We start from the raw sequence: 18,641 nt of genomic DNA on the forward strand, positions 1-18,641 counted from the left end.
GGCGGGCGGCGGCGCGGGGGTGCGCGGCGACGCCGCTGACCAGGGGCGTGTTGTGGCGCTGCGTCAGCGCGTCGTCGCTGGTAGGCGCCTTGACGTGCGGCAGGCGAACATAGAAGTCTGGGGCCATGCCCCTCGACCAGCTCCCTGAACCCGTTGCCGAGGCCCCGGGCGCCGAGGATCCGCGCGCCGGCTCCGGTGCTCCCGCAGGCGGTGCCGGCGCCCCGCCGCCCCTGCCCTCGCGCGCCCCGGGCGCGGCCCCCGCGCCCCTCCAGCGCCCGCACTTCCGCGACGGCCGCGTGCTGCTGGTCGACTACGACCCCAAATGGCCCTACCTCTACCAGCGCGAGGCCGACCGCATCCGCGACGCCCTGGGCGGCGCCGCGCTCGCCGTCGAGCACGTCGGCTCCACCTCGGTGCCCGGGCTGGCGGCCAAGCCGTGCGTGGACGTGCTGCTGGCGGTGGCCGACCCCGCCGACGAGGACGCCTACGTCCCGCAACTTGAGGCGGCGGGCTACGTGCTGCGGCACCGGGAGCCCGACTTCCACGAGCACCGGCTGCTCAACGGCCCCGACGTGAACGTCAACCTGCACGTGTTCGCCGCCGGCTGCCCCGAGATCGAGCGGATGCTGCTGTTCCGCGACCGGCTGCGCGCCGACGGCGCCGACCGCGACCTGTACCTGCGCACCAAGCGGGCGCTGGCCGAGCGCACCTGGCGCGAGGTGCAGGACTACGCCGACGCCAAGTCCGAGGTGGTCGAGGAGATCCTGGCGCGCGCCCGCGCGGCGGCCAAGCCCGCCTGAGGGCGGCGCCGCCGCGCGCTCCCGAGGTCGGGCGCGGACCGGTCCGGTATCGGTTCTGCGGGCGGGGACGACCGTCCCCGCCCCCCTCACGGCCTACCGCAGGGCGCGCAACTGGTCCTCGAACCAGCGGCTCGGCGGCAGCGCCGAGGCGCGCTCGACCAGCCGCTCGCAGCGGGCGCGGCGCTCGTCGTCGTCCATCTCCAGCGCCCGGTGCAGCACCCGCGCGGTCTCGCTGACGTCGTAGGGGTTGACCAGCAGGGCGTCGCGGCCGAGGTCGTCGGCGGCGCCGGCCTCGGTGGACAGCACCAGCGCGCAGCCGTTGTCCGACAGCACCGGCCCCTCCTTGGCCACCAGGTTCATGCCGTCGCGGATGGGGTTGACCAGCAGCACGTCGGCCATGCGGTAGGCGGCCAGCGAGCGCGGGAAGTCGTCGTTGACCTCCAGGATGAGCGGACTCCAGTCGGCGGTGCCGAACTCCTGGTTGATCTCCTTGGCCACCCGGCGCACCGACTCGGTGTACTCGCGGTACTCGGGGACGTCGCCGCGGCTGGGGTAGGCGAACGCCAGGTGGGTGACGCGGCCGTGCCATTCCGGGTGGTCGCGCAGCATCTCGCGGTAGCCCTCCAGGCCCCGCACGATGTTCTTGGACAGCTCGGTGCGGTCCACCCGCACGATCAGCTTGCGGTCGCCCACCCGCTCGCGCAGCGCGGCGCGGCGCTCCTCGACGTCGGCCGCCGCCGCGCGCTCGCGCAGGTTCCCGGCGTCGGCGCCCAGCGCGTGCACGGCCACCTCGATGATCCGCCCGCCGAACTCCACGGTGCGCTTGCTCCAGTCGACCTCGACGCGCAGGAACGCCTCGCAGCAGCGCAGGAACGCGTCGGCCCACCGCCGGCTGAGGAACCCGAGATGGTCGGCGCCGAGCATGCCCTCCAGCAGTTCGCGGCCGATCTCGGCCGGCAGCATGCGGAAGTACTCCGGGGGCGCCCAGGGGGTGTGGGAGAAGTGGGTGATGCGCAGGTCGGGGCGGCGGCCGCGGAGCATGCGCGGCACCAGCGCCAGGTGGTAGTCCTGCACGGCCACGCGGGCGTTGTCGGCCGACCCGGTCAGCAGGGCCTCGGCGAACGCGCCGTTGTAGTCGCGGTAGCCCTGCCACTCGCGGCGGAAGGCGGCGTCGAACCGCGGCTTGTTGGGGGTGTCGTAGAGCATGTGGTGCACGAACCACAGCGTGGAGTTGGCGACGCGGGTGTAGGCGTCGGTGAACGTGTCGTCGGGGATGTCGAGCATGCGCACCCGCATGCCGCCCAGGTCGAACCCGGCGAGGTCCAGCCGCGCGCCGGGGGCCGTGGCCGCGGCCTTGCGGTCGGCCTCCGACAGCGCCGCGCACACCCACAGGGTGTCGGTGGTGGCGGCCACGGAGCTGAGGCCCGAGACCAGTCCGCCCCCGCCGCGCCGGTAGTCGAGGGAGCCGTCCTCGCTGATCGAGAAGGACACCGGTCCCCTGTTGGAAGCAACAAGGATCTGCGCCTTGTCCACCTGATCGCCCACCTCTCACCTGGTCACCCGGTCATCGCGCCGACGTTTCGTGCGACTACACCGATTTGACTACACGGGTGGCCGTCGGCGACAGGGTTCGTTAACGGAAGGTGTCATAGGTCTCGCCTTCAGCGCAGGCGCGCAAACACGAACGTGAGGGGCGCGGGCTCGCGTGCGGCCGCGCGGCGGGGCCGGTGGCGGCGCGGGCGCAGGTCCGGCGGGGCCCCTGGGCCGCCCCTCGGCGGGGGTGTTACCGGATCACCCTCGATGGCAAAGCGGACGAAGCGTGGGTTACAGTGTCCCTCGGATCCGGCTGTATTCCGAGTCCGGACCGCACAATTTCACATTGCTCATCCAGAGGGGTGGAGGGACCGGCCCTGCGAAGCCCCGGCAACCATCTCGGTGTGCGTTACTCGCGATCCCGCGAGGCGGCCGAGGCAGGTGCCAACTCCGGCCTGGACCAAAGTGGTCATCAGGAAAGATGAGGGGAGACGCCTCGCAATGGCGACCACCGCCGCCCAACCGGCCTCCGCCGCCGCCACCCGCCCCTTCGGCTCCGCCGCCGCGCTGTCGTGCCGCGAGTGCGGCGAGCGCTACGACCTCGCCCCGCGCTTCGCCTGCGAGTTCTGTTTCGGGCCGCTGGAGGTGGCCTACGACTTCGGCGACATCACCCGCGAGGCCATCGAGCGCGGCCCCAAGAACATCTGGCGCTACGCCGACCTGCTGCCGGTGCCGGCCGACGTCGCCGAGCTGCCGAACATGAACCCCGGCCTCACCCCGCTGGTGCGGGCCGACCGGCTGGCCGCCGAACTGGGCATGCGCGCCCTGCACGTCAAGGACGACTCCGGCAACCCCACCCACTCCTTCAAGGACCGGGTGGTGGCCATGGCCGTCGAGGCCGCCCGCACCTTCGGCTTCCGCACGCTTTCCTGCTCCTCCACCGGCAACCTCGCCGGCGCGGTGGGCGCGGCCGCCGCGCGCGCCGGGTTCCGCTCGTGCGTGTTCATCCCGGCCGGCCTGGAGGAGGGCAAGGTCGTCATGGCGGCCGTCTACGGCGGCCAGGTGGTGGCCATCGACGGCACCTACGACGACGTCAACCGCTTCTGCTCGGAGCTGATCGGCGACCCCGCCGGCGAGGACTGGGGGTTCGTCAACGTCAACCTGCGCCCCTACTACGCCGAGGGCTCCAAGACCCTGGCCTATGAGATCGCCGAGCAGCTCGGCTGGCGGCTGCCCGAGCAGATCGTGATCCCGATCGCGTCGGGCTCCCAGCTCACCAAGATCGACAAGGGCTTCCGCGAGCTGGTGAAGCTGGGCCTGGTCGAGGACCGCCCCTACAAGGTGTTCGGCGCCCAGGCCACCGGGTGCTCGCCGGTGGCGCGGGCGTTCGAGGAGGGCCACGACGTCATCCAGCCGGTCAAGCCCGACACCATCGCCAAGTCGCTGGCCATCGGCAACCCGGCCGACGGCCCCTACGTGCTCGACATCTGCCGCCGCACCGGCGGCGCGGTCGCCCACGTCGACGACGCCGCGGTGGTCGACTCCATCGCGCTGCTGGCCCGCACCGAGGGCGTGTTCGCCGAGACCGCCGGCGGTGTCACCACCGGTGTGCTGCGCAGGCTGCTGGCCGAGGGCGCGCTGGACCCCGGGGCCGAGACCGTGGTGCTCAACACCGGCGACGGCCTGAAGACCCTGAACGCGGTCCAGGCCGGGGTGACCGCCACCATCAAGCCGTCCCTGGACGTCTTCAAGGCCGCCGGGCTGGTCTAGCCCGCCGCAGGCGCCGCCCCCACGCACCGCAGCACCCGCCGTACCGCCGTACCGCACGAGCCAAGTCAAGGAGCACACCGCCCCATGAGCGTCAGCGTCCGCGTCCCCACCATCCTGCGCACCTACACCAAGGACGCCGCCGAGGTCACCGCCGAGGGCGAGACCGTCCAGGAGGTCCTGGCCGACCTCGACGCCAACTACCCGGGCATCCGGGCGCGCGTCGTGGACGACTCCGGCAAGATCCGCCGGTTCGTCAACGTCTACGTCGGCGACGAGGACGTCCGGTTCGCCCAGGGCCTGGACACCCCCACGGTGTCGGGAACCCAGATCTCGATCATCCCGGCGGTGGCCGGAGGCTGCTGACCCGCCGGCCGCCCGGCCCGCGCCCCCGCCCCTGCGGCGGACCGGCGCGGGCCGCGTCGTGTCCGGACCGGGACCGGACCAGGGCCGGACCAGGACCCGACCAGCGGCTTCGCGGGGTCGCGGGGGTGTCCGCGCCGGGCCGCGAACGCCGTGTTGACCTGCGGGTAGCCCGCCGGGGAAAACTTCGGGAGGCGTTTGCACTCGCCTAGGGAGAGTGCTAAAAAGGGGATCGTTAGCACTCATCGACGGTGAGTGCTAATCCTGGTTCGAGGCGATGAGACCGCACCCGTCGGCAGCGGGGTTGCCGGCACGGGAGCGGTCGTCCGTCGCGGGCGTCGGCTCGTACCACTTCGCGTATCAGCCCGGTCCCGGGAGGACAAGAAGTCTATGGCAGCCAAACTGATCGCGTTCGACGAAGAGGCCCGTCGCGGCCTTGAGCGCGGTATGAACCAGCTCGCTGACGCCGTCAAGGTCACGCTCGGCCCCAAGGGCCGCAACGTCGTGCTGGAGAAGAAGTGGGGCGCCCCCACCATCACCAACGACGGTGTCTCCATCGCCAAGGAGATCGAGCTCGAGGACCCGTGGGAGAAGATCGGCGCCGAGCTCGTCAAGGAGGTCGCCAAGAAGACCGACGACGTCGCCGGTGACGGCACCACCACCGCCACCGTGCTGGCCCAGGCCCTGGTCCGCGAGGGTCTGCGCAACGTCGCCGCCGGCGCCAACCCCGTCGGCCTGAAGCGGGGCATCGACGCCGCCGTCACCCGCATCAGCGAGGAGCTGGCGAACCTCTCCAAGGACATCGAGACCAAGGAGCAGATCGCCTCCACCGCCTCGATCTCCGCCGGCGACGTCCAGATCGGCGAGGCCATCGCCGAGGCCATGGACAAGGTCGGCAAGGAAGGCGTCATCACCGTCGAGGAGGGCCAGACCTTCGGGCTCGAGCTGGAGCTCGCCGAGGGCATGCGCTTCGACAAGGGCTACATCTCGCCCTACTTCGCCACCGACCTGGAGCGCATGGAGACCGTCCTTGAGGACCCCTACATCCTCATCGCGAACTCCAAGATCTCCAACAACAACGAGTTCCTGCCGATCGTCGAGAAGGTCCTCCAGGCCGGCCGCCCGCTGGTCGTCATCGCCGAGGACGTCGAGGGCGGCGCGCTCCAGACCCTCGTCGTGAACAAGATCCGCGGCACCTTCAAGTCCGTCGCCGTCAAGGCCCCGGGCTTCGGCGACCGCCGCAAGGCCCAGCTCGAGGACATCGCCGTGCTGACCGGCGGCCAGGTCATCACCGAAGAGGTCGGCCTGAAGCTGGAGAACACCGAGCTGGACATGCTCGGCCGCGCCCGCAAGGTCGTCGTCACCAAGGACGAGACCACCATCGTGGACGGCTCCGGTGACGCCACCGCCATCTCCGGCCGGGTCAACGAGATCCGCAACGAGATCGAGCGCACCGACTCCGACTACGACCGCGAGAAGCTCCAGGAGCGCCTGGCCCGCCTGGCCGGCGGTGTGGCGGTCATCAAGGCCGGCGCCGCCACCGAGGTCGAGCTGAAGGAGCGCAAGCACCGCATCGAGGACGCGGTCCGCAACGCCAAGGCCGCCGTCGAGGAGGGCATCCTGCCCGGTGGCGGTGTCGCGCTGCTCCAGGCCGGCGTCCCCGCCTTCGAGAAGCTGGACCTCCAGGGCGACGAGGCCATCGGCGCCGACATCGTGCGCCGCGCGATCGAGGAGCCGCTGAAGCAGATCGCGATCAACGCCGGCCTCGAGGGCGGCGTGGTGGCCGAGAAGGTGAAGAACCTGGAGGCCGGCATCGGCCTCAACGCCGCCACCGGCGAGTACACCGACCTGTTCAAGGACGGCGTCATCGACCCGACCAAGGTCACCCGCTCCGCGCTCCAGAACGCGGCCTCCATCGCCGGTCTGTTCCTGACCACCGAGGCCGTCATCGCCGAGAAGCCGGAGAAGGCCGCCCCGGCCTCCCCCGACGCCGGCGGCATGGGCGGCATGGACTTCTGAGACTCTTCTCCACCGAGGAGTCTGGAGTCCGGGTACGCGAACACAGTGCCTGCGACGAACGGGCGGTCCCCCGCGAGGGGGGCCGCCCGCTTCGCGTTCGCGGGGCCGGCGCGCCGGGGCACTGCGGGGGAGCGCCGGGCGGCGGGGCCGGCGGTGCCGGCGGTGCGGCGCACCATCCCCCGCCGCCCCGCCTCCACCCGCCGCGAAGCCCCCGGTGGTAGCGTCGCAACCGCCTCGACCGCGCCCCGCCGGGCGCGGCCGAAAGCGCCGCACCACCCCCGGGCCGGCCCGGCCCGCACCCCGCGCGGCGGCCACGCGCGGCCACCAGCACAGGAGGCGACGATGACCGCACCCCGGATCCGCACCGACGACACGGCCGCGGTCCTCGACCTCGTCGAGGACGCCACGCGCCGCCTGCTGGACACGGTCGCCGCGATGCGCCCCGACCAGGTCGGCGAGCCCTCGCTGCTGCCGGAGTGGACGCGCGGCCACGTGCTCGCCCACGTGGCGCGCAACGCCGACGCCCTGACCGGCGTGCTGGAGGGCGCCCAGGAGGGGCGCCGGGTGGACATGTACCCCGGCGAGGACGCGCGCGCCCAGGACATCGCCGACGGCGCCGGCCGGCCGCCCCAGGAGCAGGCCGCCGACATCGAGGCCGCCGCCGAGCGCTTCGCGCGCGTGGCGCGCGAGACCGGCGGCCAGGCGTGGGAATTCGAGGTGGTGCACCGCTCCGGTGCCCGGTTCCCGGCCTCGGCGCTGCCGTGGAAGCGGCTGGCGGAGGTGGAGTACCACCACGTCGACCTCGGCCTCGGCTACCGGCCCAAGGACTGGCCCGAGGAGTTCGTCGGCCACGAACTGGCGCTGCTGACCGGCCGCTTCGCGGTGGCCGAGGAGGTGCCGCCGGTGCTGCTGCGCGTCGCCGAGACCGGCACCGAGTTCCGCATCGGCGCGGCGGCCGGCCCGGCCGTCACCGCCGAGGGCGCCGCCGGCGACCTCCTCGCCTGGCTGTCGGGGCGCGCCGACGGGTCGGCCCTGATCGTGCACCGGGGCGGCACCCCGATGGCGGATCCGGCCGCGGTCCTGCCCGCGCTGCCCGCGATGGCCTGAGGAGAGGAGTTCGGACGGGGTGCGGGGGCGCGTTGCGGCGGGCGGCACCTGCGCCGACCGTCCCGCCGCGCCGCCGACCGCCGGTCGTGCCGCCCGCGCCCTTGGAGCCGGCCGTTCGGAAGGGCGGGGCGCGGCCGCGCCGAGCGACCCGCCGCACCGGCGGCCCGAAAATTCCCCGAAACCCGGAAAACGCCTTGTGAATGCGGTATTCGCACACTGGGATTGGCGCCCGGGAATGGTCGGCGGGCGGCGTCGCATTTCCATCACCGTTAACTGGATACGGTATGCGTGAGGCGATCCGGTGGGAATCCGCCGGGTGCCGACCTCGTGTTACGCCGGCCCTGCGCCCACCGCGTCCACAGTGCCGACCGTGCCCCGCGGCGAATCCACCGGCGCTCCCACGACGTCGATCGCCGTTTTGACGAAAAGGTCCACAGCCGGGCACAGCAGGCCGGCCGGGTCGTCGGGCCAGGCCAGCGCCATGGCGTAGGGGCTGGCGTCGGCCACCGGAAGGTACACCACATCCGGGCGCGGGTTGCGCTCGGCGACGTGGTGGGGCACCAGCGCCAGCGCCTGGCCCAGGCCCACGACCTCCAGCAGTTGCTGCATGTCGTGGACCAGGGGGCCGGCGGGGTCCTCGGCGGCCTCGCCGGGTTCGGCGCGGTCGGCGTCGGCGCGGTCCTGGCCGGTGACGTAGCGGCGGGCGGCGTCGGTGTCGCCCGGCCAGCGCGGGAACGGCTCCCCCGCCAGGTCGGCGCAGCGCAGTTCGGCGCGGGAGGCCAGCGGGTGCGCGGCGGGCACCGCCGCCACCCGCCGCTCCTCCAGCAGCGGCAGCACGGCCAGTCCGCGCCGGTCGTAGGGGGTGCTGATGACCGCGATGTCGGCGTGGCCGCCGCGCACGGCGGCCGCCGGGGCGCGGTAGCCGCTGACCGCGATGGCGGTGGCGGGGGCGCCCGGCAGCGCCGCGTAGGCGTCCACGATCCGGCGCAGCACCTCGGTGCCGCGTCCGGGTTCGGCGGTTGCGGTGAGGGCGGGCGCGGCGCGGGCCGCGCGCCGGGTGCGCCGAGTGGCCGCCGAGACGACCTCCAGCACCTTGCGGCCCTCGTCGCGCAGGGTGAGTCCGGCGGCGGTGAGCCGCAGGGCGCGGTGGCCGCGTTCGAACAGCGGAGCGCCCAGCCGCCGCTCCATGCGCTTTACGGCCCGGGACAGCGGAGGCTGGGACATGCCCAGGCGGGCCGCCGCTCGCGAGAAATTGCGCTCTTCGGCGACGGCCAGGAAGTAGCGGATTTCGCGCACGTCGAAGTCCTCCATACCTTAAGGGTATATCGGTATTCGCGATCGGTATTTCCCGTAACAGCGTCATCGCTGGTCAAATGGAAGGTATCCCCCAAAAAAGGAGACCAGATGAAATACCTGGTACGGTCCGACGCGCTTCTCACCGACGTGGCGTTCCTGCTGGTGCGGGTCTGTGTCGGCGCCGTCTTCCTGGCCCACGGCTGGGACGCGGTGGTCAACCGGGGCGTGGCCGAGATGGTCCCCGGCCACCGCGAGATGGGCATCCCCCTCCCCGAGTTGAGCGCCCCGTTCCTGGCCTACGGCGAACTCGTCGGCGGCGTGCTGCTCATCGTCGGCGCCGCCACCCGCGCCGCCGCCGTCGTCCTGACGGTCATCATGGGCGGCGCCTGGGTCTTCGTCCACGCCGAGGGCGGGCTGATGCTGGCCAACGGCGGCTTCGAGTACGTCATGGTGCTCGCCGCCATCTGCCTGCTGGTCCTGGTCCACGGGCCGGGCCGGTTCAGCACCGACGCCCTGGCCGCCGGCCGGTTCGGCGCGCCGGTACCCGAGCGGCCCACCGCGCGGGCCTGAAGGATCCGCACGGCCCCACGTGCCAGGCGCGGGGGCGCACCCCTGCCCCGGGGCGCGCCCCCGCGCCGCGTGCCGGTGCGGGCGGCCGGGCGCGGGCCGGAACGGCACCCGGGGGCACCCCCCGCGCGGCGGGAATTCCCGGCGGTGCGGGCTGTTGCAACCAGCGTGAGCACGTTGCCGCCCGACCTCCGCCTCTCCGTCCTCGACCGCTCCAGCATCCGGCAGGGGCAGGCCCCCGCCCAGGCGCTGCGCGACACCGTGCGCTTCGCGCGGCAGGCCGAGGAACTGGGCTACCACCGGTTCTGGGTGGCCGAGCACCACAGCGTCCCCGGAGTCGCCGGCTCGGCGCCCACCGTGCTCGCGGCGGCTATCGCGGCGGCCACCTCCCGCATCCGGGTCGGCACCGGCGGGGTGATGCTGCCCAACCACCAGCCGCTCGTGGTGGCCGAGCAGTTCGGCGTCCTCGACGCCCTGCACCCCGGCCGGATCGACATGGGCATCGGCCGCTCCCTGGGCTTCACCTCGGGCATCCGCCGCGCCCTCGAACGCGGCGCCGACGCCGCCGACGACTTCCCCGACCAGCTCGCCCGGCTGCTCGGGTTCCTCACCGGCGAGCAGAGCGACCACCCCGGCGTGCACGCCGTCCCCGGCGAGGGCGCCGGGGCCGCGCCGTTCCTGCTGGCCACCGGCGCGGGCGCGGCGACGGCCGCCGAACTGGGCCTGCCGCTGGTCATCGCGCCCGTGGGCGGGACCGAGCGCATGGCCGGGCTGGTCGCGGACTACCGGGCGGGCTTCCGGCCCTCGCGGTGGGCGCCGCGCCCCTACGTCGTGGTCTCGACCAACGTCGCGGTCGCCGGCACCGCCGAGGCGGCCCGCCGGCTGCTGGTCCCCGAGGCGTGGTCGTTCGCCTACTCGCGCACCCACGCGGTGTTCCCGCCGCTGGTGAGTGCCGAGGAGGTCGAGGCGCGCACGATGACCGGGCGCGAGCGCGACCGCTTCGAGGAGGCCATGACCGGGCACGTCCACGGCACCGAGGAGCAGGTGGCCCGGCGGCTGGCCGACCTGGTGGAGCGCACCGGCGCCGACGAGGTGCTGGTGACGCTGAGCACCTACGACCGCGCCGAGATGCTGGACTCCTACACCCGTCTGGCGCGCCTGGCGGGCCTCACCCCCGCCCGGCCGGCGGCGGCCCCCGCCGCCGGCTGAGGAGGAGGGCGGCCGGCACTCACCGCAGGGGCGGTGGGGCGGTGGCCGGCCGCGCCGAGCAGTCGGGGTCAGTCGATGAGGTCGCGCTCGCGCAGCCGGTCCAGGACGCGGCGCACGGCCGGTGCGCAGCGGTCGCGGTCGGCGTGGGCGAACCACGCCAGGTCGGCGATCTCGTTGGCGGCGACCGGCGTGCCCGTGTGCTCGGCGGTGTAGCAGGACAGCCGCACCCGGGTGCCCTCCGGGTAGTGGTCGGCGGCCTCGTCGACCACCGTGAACGGGGCGATGGTGCCGGGCAGCAGCGTCACCCCGACCTCCTCGGCGGCCTCGCGCGCCACCGCCTCGGCGTCGCTCTCGCCGGGCTCGCGCTTGCCGCCCGGCAGGTAGTACAGCTCCCGGCCGATCGTGCGGGCGCACAGCAGCCGCCGGTCGCGCACGTGCACCCACGCCAGGGCGTCGATCACGGGCGCGGGCGCGGCGGGTTCTCGTGGTGTCATGGGGCCGACTCTAGGACCGGCGGCGCCCGGCCGGGATCACGGGGGCGGCCGCGCGCCGCCGGCGGGGCGGGGGACGGGGAGGGAGCGCCGCACGTGCGCCGAGGGGAACCACCGGGGCGCCCCGCGCGTCCAACCCGTTCGTGCAGGATCTCTTCAACACGGCCCCCATCGTGGTGAAGCAGCCCAAGCGCTTCTTCATCGACGAGTCGGAGTACCACTGCTACGACCGCGACGGCCGGCACCTCGCCCACGTGCACGAGGTCGGCCTCGACGGCGGCATGAAGGCGCTGCGGTTCATGGCCGGCAACACCGCCGGCTTCGCCCGCAAGCTGATGGTCAACGACGCCTGGCGCCGGCCGCGCCTCTACATCGAGAAGTCGTGGTCGCTGTGGACGGCCTCCACCACGATCGCCCACCCCGACGGCACGCCGATCGGCTACATCGACCAGGACTTCAAGCTGTTCAAAGCCGGTTTCCGGCTGCTGGACCCCTGGAAGCGGCACCTGGGCACCATCAAGGGCGACTTCTGGGGCTTCGACTTCAAGATCGTCGACCACACCGACCACGAGGTCGCCAAGGTCAACCGGCAGGTGGCCGACCTCGGCGACCTGTTCACCGCCGCCGACACCTACGTGCTGTGGCCGCGCTACCCCACCCTGCCCGAACCGCTGAGGACGCTGGTGATCGCCTCGGGGATCACCGTGGACCTGGTGCTGGCCGAGGGCAAGCGCTAGGGCGACGGCGGCGGGCGGTCGGCGCGGGCGGTGATCGGCCCGCGCGCCGGTGGCCGGAGTGCGACGGGGGCGGCGACGGCGGGCCGCGCCCCACCGCCCCACCCGCCGCACCTCTCCTCGACCGGCGCTACCCCAGCCGGTCGAGTGCCGCGCGGTCCTCCTCGCCGAAGCGCTCCTCCAGCTCCTCCGGGGAGGCGTCCACGTCGATCCGCGACACCGGCACCCCCCGCGCGGTCTCGATCGCGCCCAGGCGGCGCAGGGCGCGGTCGGCGGCGTACTCCATCAGCTCGGTGTCGGAGAGCATGTACTGCTTCTCCTCCTCGCTGGGCGGGGGCTCGCTGCCGCGCTGCACCGACGCCTTCACCAGCGGCAGCAGCTCGTTGATGCGCTCGGAGACCACGTCCCAGTTGGCGGGGTCGGCGGCCACGTGGCGGCGGCAGGTGAAGGTGCCCCACGCCATGTGGCGGCGCTCGTCGTCGCCGATGCGCTTGATGATCTCCCGCATGCCGGGGAAGATGCCGCGCGCCGTGCACACGTGGTTCCAGGCGTGGTAGCCGGTGAGCGCCAGCGAGCCCTCGATGATGTGGTTGTAGGTGACCGAGGCGCGCACCTGGTTGCGCGGGCTGGGGTCGTCCACCAGCGCGTTCAGCGCCGCCGGAAGCTCGGCGTAGAACAGGGCGCGGTAGCCGGGGTTGGTGTCGACGAAGGAGTGCAGGTCCTCGGTGATGCCCAGGGCGTCCAGCCACATGCGGAAGACCTGGACGTGCTTGGCCTCCTCGAACGCGAACTGGGTCAGGTACATCTCGTCGTCGATGCGGCCCTCGGCGGCCATCGCCCGGATGAAGGGCTGGATGTCCTCGGTGACCGCCTCCTCGCCCGCCACGAACAGGGCGCACAGCCGCATGATGCGCAGCCGCGCCTCCTCGGACAGCTCCTTCCAGTCCTCGGCGTCGCGGCTCATGTCGATGTCGGCGGGGTCCCAGAACCGGGCGTTGCCCTTGCGGAACAGCCGCAGCGGGAAGGAGTCCCAGTTCAGGCCGCGTGCGCGCAGCGAGTGGAAGCCCTGCCGGGTCTCGGGGACGGGGGAGGGGGCCGCGGTGTCGGCGAGGTCGGTCATAGGGGGGCACCTCCGTGTCGTGTGTGCCACCCCATCATTGGACACGGAAGTGATCTGTGTAAAGGAGGATCGGCGGGCGGCGCCGCGGCCCCGCCGACGGCGCGGGCGCGGCGGCGGGCGCGGTACGGTCTTCTTCGTGCGCACCGCCCGCACCGAGGCGCCGCCCACGCCGGCGGCGCCCGGCACGTCGGCCGGGGGTGCCCGCCCGCGCGTCCCGCCCGCCGGGAAGACAGACGAGACCGGGAGACAACGTGTTCTGCGGCGATCCGGACAGTTCCGGCTATGCCTCCTGCGCCGAACAGGAGAGCCTTTTCGTCATCGCGTCGCTGATCCCCGCGATGCTCGCGCTGGTCCTCATGGTCGCCGCGTTCGCCACCCCGGCCGTGCGCCGCAACCCCGCGCTGCGCGCGCAGACGCTGGGCTACTCGCTGGTGGCCTGGTGCATCGCCGGGTTCACGATCGTGCTGGGCGCGCTGCCGCCGCTGTAGCCACGTTTCCCTCGCGCACCGGCGTACCGGATGGCGAACGGGCTACAGTTCGTCGCCCGCCAGCACGTCGTCGGCGTCGGCGATGCGGTAGGCGTAGCCCTGCTCGGCCAGGAACCGCTGGCGGTGCGCCGCGAAGTCCTGGTCGATGGTGTCGCGCGCGGTCACCGCGTAGAACCGGGCGGTGCGGGCGTCGGCCTTGGGCCGCAGCAGCCGGCCCAGCCGCTGGGCCTCCTCCTGGCGGGAGCCGAACGACCCCGACACCTGGATGGCCACGGCCGCCTCGGGCAGGTCGATGGAGAAGTTGGCGACCTTGGAGACCACCAGCGTGGTCAGCTCGCCCGAGCGGAACGCGTCGAACAGCCGCTCCCGCTCCTTCACCCGGGTCTCGCCCTTGATCACCGGCGCGCCCAGCGCCTCGCCCAGCTCGTCCAACTGGTCGATGTAGGAGCCGATGACCAGGGTCTGCTCGCCCTCGTGGCGGCGCACCAGCGCCCGCACCACCTCGGTCTTGGCGGCGGTGGAGGCGCAGAAGCGGTAGCGGTCCTCGGGCTCGGCGGTGGCGTAGGCCAGCCGCTCGGCGTCGCTGAGGTTGACCCGCACCTCGACGCAGTCGGCCGGCGCGATCCAGCCCTGGTTCTCCATGTCCTTCCACGGCGCGTCGTAGCGCTTGGGGCCGATGAGGGAGAACACGTCGCCCTCGCGGCCGTCCTCGCGCACCAGGGTGGCGGTCAGGCCGAGGCGGCGGCGGGCCTGGAGGTCGGCGGTCATGCGGAAGATCGGCGCGGGCAGCAGGTGCACCTCGTCGTAGACGATCAGCCCCCAGTCGCGCGCCTCGAACAGCTCCAGATGGGTGTGGACGCCCTTCCGGCGCGCCGCCATGACCTGGTAGGTCGCGATGGTGACCGGCCGGATGTCCTTGCGGGTGCCGGAGTACTCGCCGATCTCGTCCTCGGTGAGGGTGGTGCGCTTCAGCAGCTCATTGCGCCACTGGTGCACCGACACGGTGTTGGTGACCAGGATCAGCGTGGTGGTCTTGGCCAGCGCCATCGCGGCCGCGCCCACGATCGTCTTGCCGGCGCCGCAGGGCAGCACCACCACGCCCGAGCCGCCGGAGTAGAAGCTGTCGGCGGCCTCGCGCTGGTAGCCGCGCAGTTCCCAGTCGCCCTCGGCGAGGTCGATGGCGTGGGCCTCGCCGTCGACGTAGCCGGCGAGGTCTTCGGCGGGCCAGCCCAGTTTGAGCAGGGCCTGCTTGAGGTTGCCGCGCTCGCTGGGGTGCACGGCCACGGTGTCGGGCTCGATGCGCTCGCCCAGCATGCCCTTGATCTTTTTGGCGCGCACCACCTCCTCCAGCACCGCCTGGTCGAGGGCGTGCAGCACCAGGCCGTGCACGGGGTGGGCCTGGAGGCGCAGCCGGCCGAAGCGGTCCATGGTCTCGGCGATGTCGACCAGCAGCGAGTGCGGCACCGGGAACCGGGAGTAGGTGATGAGCGCGTCGACGACCTGCTCGGCGTCGTGCCCGGCGGCGCGCGCGTTCCACAGCGCCAGCGGGGTGATGCGGTAGGTGTGCACGTGCTCGGGCGCGCGCTCGAGTTCGGCGAAGGGGGCGACGGCGCGGCGGCACTCGTCGGCGAGTTCGTGGTCGACTTCGAGCAGGAGGGTCTTGTCGGACTGGACGATCAGGCAGGACACACGTACCTCGCAGCAGGGGTCATGGCAGGCGGGCCGCCCACGGCGCGCCGGGGCGTGTAACGCCGGGACCGCCCGCGATATGCCCGCGCCGCGTCACCGCATCAACCATACGCGCAGCGGGCGCGGGGCACGGGGAGGCGCGGAAGCGGGGCGCACGCGGGGTGTGCGGCGGCGGGAGCGGATGGACGGGGGCGGGCGCGCCGGGGGAGGGCGGCGGAGGTCACAGCGGTCACAGCAGGGAGAGCAGCACCATGACCGCCGCCGCGAGGATCACGCACATCAGCGCGACGTAGACGAACGTGCAGCCCCACATGTAGCGGATGCAGCGCTCGACCTCCATCGGCTCGGAGGTGCGGGTGAGGGCGAGGATGCCGTAGGCGATGCCGGGGACGTTGACCAGCAGCACCAGCAGCGGGAACCCCAGCAGCACGAACAGCAGGGGGAACGCCAGCGTGGCCAGGGCGCACAGCAGGCCGGCGACGGCGGCGCCCACGCGCGCGGGCGGGCCGGTGTACTCGGACGTGCGGGGGGTGGGCGGCGGCAGGCCGCCGCCGGCGGCGGGGGCGTACCCGGGGCCGTACCCGGGGGGCGGCGCGCCCAGGAGGGCGCCCGCGCCCGGGGGCGGGCCGGCGGGCACGGGGCCGCGCGGGAACGGGGCGGGGTCCGCGCCGGGGCGGCCCGGGCCGCTACCCGGTGCGCCGAAGGCGCCGGGATCGCCGAGGCCGCCCGGGTCGGCCGGGCCGCCAAGACCGCTCCCGGGCTCGGTGTCCCAGTAGCTGCGGGGGCGCGGCAGTGGATCGCTCATCGGTGGCCCGCCTTTCGAGTGGTCCGGGCGGTGCGCGCGGGCGGGGCAGCGGTGGCCGCCTCGCGGCAGGAGCGCGCGCCCGCCGCCGCTGCCCGCCAGGGTAGTGTCCGCCGCCCCGGTGCGGCCACGGCCCCGGCGGACGGCCGCCGGGCCTGGCCCACTGCCCCGAGCGGGCGGCTCAACACCGGGCGGCGGGCGATCGGGGGCAGGGACGGCCCGGCGGGGCAGGCGGGGTCAGCGGGGGGTCAGTAGCCCACGCCGACGACGCCCTCGAACAGCGAGCCGGCCTGGGTGAGCAGCCAGAAGCTCGACACCAGCATGACGAAGAACATCACGGCGGCGGCGCCCAGGGCGTACCAGGAGTAGCGGGTGAGCATCTCGGCCTCGGCGTAGCGGCCCTGGTCGCGCTTGTGGCCGGCGCGGACGGCGAAGACGATGCCGATGACGCCGAAGATCCAGTTGGCGCAGCACAGGAACGTCAGCGCGTGCAGGATCAGCGCCATGGTGGGGCTGCTCGCCGCGCCGGTGGGCGCGGCCTCGGGGCGTTCGCCGTCGCGGTCCTCGGCGCGGTCGTCGTCGCGGCCCTCGGAAGCACGCTTTTCCGTGCCGCGCTCGGGGTCGGGGGCGGCGCGCCGGGGGACGGGGGACTCGCCGGTGCCGGCGCCGCCGCCAGGCCGCTCGGGGCGGTCGGGGCGGCCCTGGGGCCGCCGGCGCGGCGCGGGCTCGGAGCGGGCCCCGGGCTCGGGCGCGGAGCGTGCGCCGTGGGGCGCGCCGGGCGCGGGACCGGGCCGGGGCGCCCCGGCGGAGGGCCGGTCGGCGGGAGCGGCGGGGCCGGCGGGGTCGGTGCCCCAGGGCGCGGCGGCGGGGCGTTCGCCGCGCTGGCCGGATCGGCCGCCCCGGGGGGCGCCGCCCTCGGCGCCGGGCGCCCCGCCCCGGTCGGCGGCGGAGGGATCGCGGGGGCCGCGCGGCTCCCCGTCCTGCCCGCGCCCGGGCTCGCGCCGACGCGCGCGGTACCCCGGAGGCGGCTCGTCCCGAGGAGAGGAGGCGCCGGGCGGCAGCGAATGGTTGCTCATAGGGGGTTCCCTCTTCGCGAATCCGTGGGCGTGGGACGCGTGCTCGCGCACCTCCTATCTCATCAGAGTTCCCGGCCGCGTCCGCGCCCGGACGGCCCGGCACGGTCCGCGCCGCGCCGGACCGCACCGGGGCGGCGCCCGGTCTGTGGCGGTGCGGTGGCGACCCCGGCGGGGTGGCGCACCGCGCCGGACCGCACCGGGGCGGCGCCCGGTCTGTGGCGGTGCGGTGGCGGCCCCGGCGGGGTGGCGCGCGCGTTCCCTCGGCGGAGTCCCCGCATCCATTCGGCGATCGAGGAACGGAATGTTCCGCGTCTGCTCCTACCGTCCTGGTGTCGGCGAGAGGGGCGTACCGCCTCCGACCGGCCGGATCCGGGGGCGGCAGGCGCCACCGGTACACCAGCAGAGGAGCAGCCATGGGCTCGGACACCACCACCGCCATCCGCCCCTTCGCGATCGAGGTGCCCCAAGCCGACCTGGACGACCTCCGGGAGCGGCTGGGGCGCGTGCGGTGGCCCCGGGAGCTTCCGGGCGGGGGCTGGGAGCGGGGCGTGCCGCTGCCGTTCCTGCGGGAGTTGGCCGACCACTGGCGCACCGGCTTCGACTGGCGGCGCCAGGAGCGCGCCCTGAACGCCCTTCCCCAGTTCACCGCCGACGTCGACGGCCAGGCGCTGCACTTCGCGCACGTGCGCTCGCCCGAACCCGGTGCCGTGCCGTTGCTGCTCAACCACGGGTGGCCCAACTCCCTCGTGGAGTTCCTGCCCCTCATCGGCCACCTCACCGACCCCCGCGCCCACGGCGCCGACCCGGCCCGCGCGTTCCACGTCGTGGTGCCCTCGGCGCCCGGCTACGGCTACTCGGCGGCGCCCTCGGCCGCCGGCTGGTCGACGGCCCGCACCGGTGGGCTGTGGGCGCGGCTCATGCGGGCGCTGGGCTACGACCGCTACGGGGTGCAGGGCGGAGACCTGGGCGCCTACATCGCGCCCGCCGTGGCCCAGGCCGACCCCGGCCGCGTCTCCGGCGTCTACATCACCGCCGGGCTCGGGTTCCCCACCGAGGCCGACGTCCCCGGCATGACCCCCGAGGAACTGGCCCACTACGAGGGGATGCGGAAGTGGTCCGCCGGCGGCCTGGACCACCACGCCCTGCTGCGCCGGGGGCCGCAGACGTTCGACTACGGGTGGGCCGACTCGCCGGTCGCCCTGCTGGCCTGGATGGCGCACAAGTTCCAGGAGTTCCACGTCGCCGAGGGGGCGTTCACCGACGTGATCGACCGCGACCTGTTCCTCGCCAACGTGTCGCTGTACTGGTTCACCCGGACGGCCGGGACGTCGTCGTGGCCGATGTACGACACCGAGGAGTCGGCCTGGCCCGAGGGGCAGCGGCACGTGCCCACCGGGGTCTACTCGGGTCCGCCCGGGATCCGCCGGCTGGCCGAACTGCGCAACGACGTCGTGCACTGGCCCGAGGACAACCCGGGGCGGCACCACTTCGTCACCATGGAGTCGCCCGGACCCTACGCGGCCGACCTGCGGGCGTTCTTCGCCAAGGTCGGTTGAACCAGCTTCGCCCGGCCCCGCCTC

General features: G+C 74.1%; 16 protein-coding genes, 1 pseudogene and 1 riboswitch. Of the genes and pseudogenes, 10 read left to right on the forward strand and 7 right to left on the reverse strand.

Going from position 1 to position 18,641, the window contains the following annotated elements; translation table 11 throughout:
- Window positions 1-125 precede the first annotated feature (125 nt).
- Complete coding sequence (locus LG943_RS20080; RefSeq protein ID WP_270073871.1) at window positions 126-800, forward strand: GrpB family protein; 675 nt, start codon at window positions 126-128, stop codon at window positions 798-800.
- A 93-nt stretch (window positions 801-893) separates the two neighbouring features.
- Here the strand turns inward: LG943_RS20080 and LG943_RS20085 are convergent, their stop codons facing one another.
- The gene (locus LG943_RS20085) at window positions 894-2,333 is read right to left on the reverse strand and encodes an alpha,alpha-trehalose-phosphate synthase (UDP-forming) (protein ID WP_270073929.1); all 1,440 of its coding nucleotides are present in this window, start codon (window positions 2,331-2,333) and stop codon (window positions 894-896) included.
- Between the two features lie 347 nt (window positions 2,334-2,680).
- Window positions 2,681-2,821: riboswitch (SAM riboswitch) on the forward strand.
- Between the two features lie 13 nt (window positions 2,822-2,834).
- Here LG943_RS20085 and thrC point away from each other — a divergent pair.
- The 4 genes from thrC (at window position 2,835) to LG943_RS20105 (ending at window position 7,589) form a co-directional block, all read left to right on the forward strand.
- Window positions 2,835-4,103, forward strand: a complete 1,269-nt coding sequence (thrC, locus tag LG943_RS20090) for a threonine synthase (RefSeq protein WP_270073872.1) — start codon at window positions 2,835-2,837, stop codon at window positions 4,101-4,103.
- A gap of 84 nt (window positions 4,104-4,187) precedes the next feature.
- A complete protein-coding gene (locus LG943_RS20095) occupies window positions 4,188-4,466 on the forward strand; it encodes a MoaD/ThiS family protein (protein ID WP_270073873.1) in 279 nt (92 codons plus the stop codon).
- A 387-nt stretch (window positions 4,467-4,853) separates the two neighbouring features.
- On the forward strand, window positions 4,854-6,482 hold the full coding sequence (gene groL, locus LG943_RS20100; protein WP_270073874.1) for a chaperonin GroEL: 1,629 nt from the start codon (window positions 4,854-4,856) through the stop codon (window positions 6,480-6,482).
- Between the two features lie 342 nt (window positions 6,483-6,824).
- Window positions 6,825-7,589, forward strand: coding sequence for a maleylpyruvate isomerase family mycothiol-dependent enzyme (locus tag LG943_RS20105; protein ID WP_270073875.1), 765 nt, complete (start codon window positions 6,825-6,827; stop codon window positions 7,587-7,589).
- Window positions 7,590-7,919: 330 nt separating this feature from the next.
- Here the strand turns inward: LG943_RS20105 and LG943_RS20110 are convergent, their stop codons facing one another.
- Entirely contained in the window at window positions 7,920-8,900 is a 981-nt protein-coding gene (locus tag LG943_RS20110) for a LysR family transcriptional regulator (RefSeq protein WP_270073876.1), read from the reverse strand.
- A gap of 93 nt (window positions 8,901-8,993) precedes the next feature.
- On the opposite strand from LG943_RS20110, the gene LG943_RS20115 reads away from it, so the two are divergent.
- Window positions 8,994-9,455, forward strand: a complete 462-nt coding sequence (locus LG943_RS20115) for a DoxX family protein (protein WP_270073877.1) — start codon at window positions 8,994-8,996, stop codon at window positions 9,453-9,455.
- A 165-nt stretch (window positions 9,456-9,620) separates the two neighbouring features.
- Window positions 9,621-10,661, forward strand: a complete 1,041-nt coding sequence (locus LG943_RS20120) for an LLM class flavin-dependent oxidoreductase (RefSeq protein WP_270073878.1) — start codon at window positions 9,621-9,623, stop codon at window positions 10,659-10,661.
- 68 nt (window positions 10,662-10,729) lie between these two features.
- Here LG943_RS20120 and LG943_RS20125 read toward each other — a convergent pair whose 3' ends face one another.
- Window positions 10,730-11,155, reverse strand: a complete 426-nt coding sequence (locus LG943_RS20125) for an NUDIX hydrolase (protein WP_270073879.1) — start codon at window positions 11,153-11,155, stop codon at window positions 10,730-10,732.
- Window positions 11,156-11,295: 140 nt separating this feature from the next.
- Here LG943_RS20125 and LG943_RS20130 point away from each other — a divergent pair, with 140 nt between their 5' ends.
- Window positions 11,296-11,889, forward strand: coding sequence for a phospholipid scramblase-related protein (locus tag LG943_RS20130; RefSeq protein ID WP_270073880.1), 594 nt, complete (start codon window positions 11,296-11,298; stop codon window positions 11,887-11,889).
- A 127-nt stretch (window positions 11,890-12,016) separates the two neighbouring features.
- Here LG943_RS20130 and LG943_RS20135 read toward each other — a convergent pair whose 3' ends face one another.
- Complete coding sequence (locus LG943_RS20135) at window positions 12,017-13,006, reverse strand: R2-like ligand-binding oxidase (RefSeq protein WP_270073881.1); 990 nt, start codon at window positions 13,004-13,006, stop codon at window positions 12,017-12,019.
- 251 nt (window positions 13,007-13,257) lie between these two features.
- Between LG943_RS20135 and LG943_RS20140 the strand changes: the two genes are divergently transcribed.
- Window positions 13,258-13,494, forward strand: a complete 237-nt coding sequence (locus LG943_RS20140) for a hypothetical protein (protein ID WP_270073882.1) — start codon at window positions 13,258-13,260, stop codon at window positions 13,492-13,494.
- A gap of 42 nt (window positions 13,495-13,536) precedes the next feature.
- Here the strand turns inward: LG943_RS20140 and LG943_RS20145 are convergent, their stop codons facing one another.
- The 3 genes and pseudogenes from LG943_RS20145 to LG943_RS20155 all read right to left on the reverse strand — a co-directional run.
- The gene (locus LG943_RS20145; RefSeq protein ID WP_270073883.1) at window positions 13,537-15,183 is read right to left on the reverse strand and encodes a DNA repair helicase XPB; all 1,647 of its coding nucleotides are present in this window, start codon (window positions 15,181-15,183) and stop codon (window positions 13,537-13,539) included.
- 229 nt (window positions 15,184-15,412) lie between these two features.
- Complete coding sequence (locus tag LG943_RS20150; protein WP_270073884.1) at window positions 15,413-15,988, reverse strand: hypothetical protein; 576 nt, start codon at window positions 15,986-15,988, stop codon at window positions 15,413-15,415.
- Window positions 15,989-16,233: 245 nt separating this feature from the next.
- Window positions 16,234-16,623, reverse strand: a pseudogene (locus tag LG943_RS20155) (hypothetical protein); the annotation flags it as partial.
- Window positions 16,624-17,474: 851 nt separating this feature from the next.
- Here LG943_RS20155 and LG943_RS20160 point away from each other — a divergent pair.
- Window positions 17,475-18,617 (forward strand): epoxide hydrolase family protein, encoded by a 1,143-nt coding sequence (locus LG943_RS20160; protein ID WP_270073885.1) that lies wholly within the window; start codon window positions 17,475-17,477, stop codon window positions 18,615-18,617.
- Window positions 18,618-18,641: the final 24 nt, after the last annotated feature.

The organism is Streptomonospora mangrovi, assembly GCF_027604915.1.
GTDB lineage: Bacteria > Actinomycetota > Actinomycetes > Streptosporangiales > Streptosporangiaceae > Streptomonospora > Streptomonospora mangrovi.

Bases quoted from the DNA above. Each gene is read 5' to 3' on its own strand.
- LG943_RS20150 (WP_270073884.1), bottom strand. From the start codon at position 15,988: ATGAGCGATCCACTGCCGCGCCCCCGCAGCTACTGGGACACCGAGCCC.
- LG943_RS20080 (WP_270073871.1), top strand. From the start codon at position 126: ATGCCCCTCGACCAGCTCCCTGAACCCGTTGCCGAGGCCCCGGGCGCC.
- LG943_RS20135 (WP_270073881.1), bottom strand. From the start codon at position 13,006: ATGACCGACCTCGCCGACACCGCGGCCCCCTCCCCCGTCCCCGAGACC.
- LG943_RS20110 (WP_270073876.1), bottom strand. From the start codon at position 8,900: ATGGAGGACTTCGACGTGCGCGAAATCCGCTACTTCCTGGCCGTCGCC.
- LG943_RS20115 (WP_270073877.1), top strand. From the start codon at position 8,994: ATGAAATACCTGGTACGGTCCGACGCGCTTCTCACCGACGTGGCGTTC.
- thrC (WP_270073872.1), top strand. From the start codon at position 2,835: ATGGCGACCACCGCCGCCCAACCGGCCTCCGCCGCCGCCACCCGCCCC.
- LG943_RS20105 (WP_270073875.1), top strand. From the start codon at position 6,825: ATGACCGCACCCCGGATCCGCACCGACGACACGGCCGCGGTCCTCGAC.
- LG943_RS20160 (WP_270073885.1), top strand. From the start codon at position 17,475: ATGGGCTCGGACACCACCACCGCCATCCGCCCCTTCGCGATCGAGGTG.
- groL (WP_270073874.1), top strand. From the start codon at position 4,854: ATGGCAGCCAAACTGATCGCGTTCGACGAAGAGGCCCGTCGCGGCCTT.
- LG943_RS20095 (WP_270073873.1), top strand. From the start codon at position 4,188: ATGAGCGTCAGCGTCCGCGTCCCCACCATCCTGCGCACCTACACCAAG.
- LG943_RS20125 (WP_270073879.1), bottom strand. From the start codon at position 11,155: ATGACACCACGAGAACCCGCCGCGCCCGCGCCCGTGATCGACGCCCTG.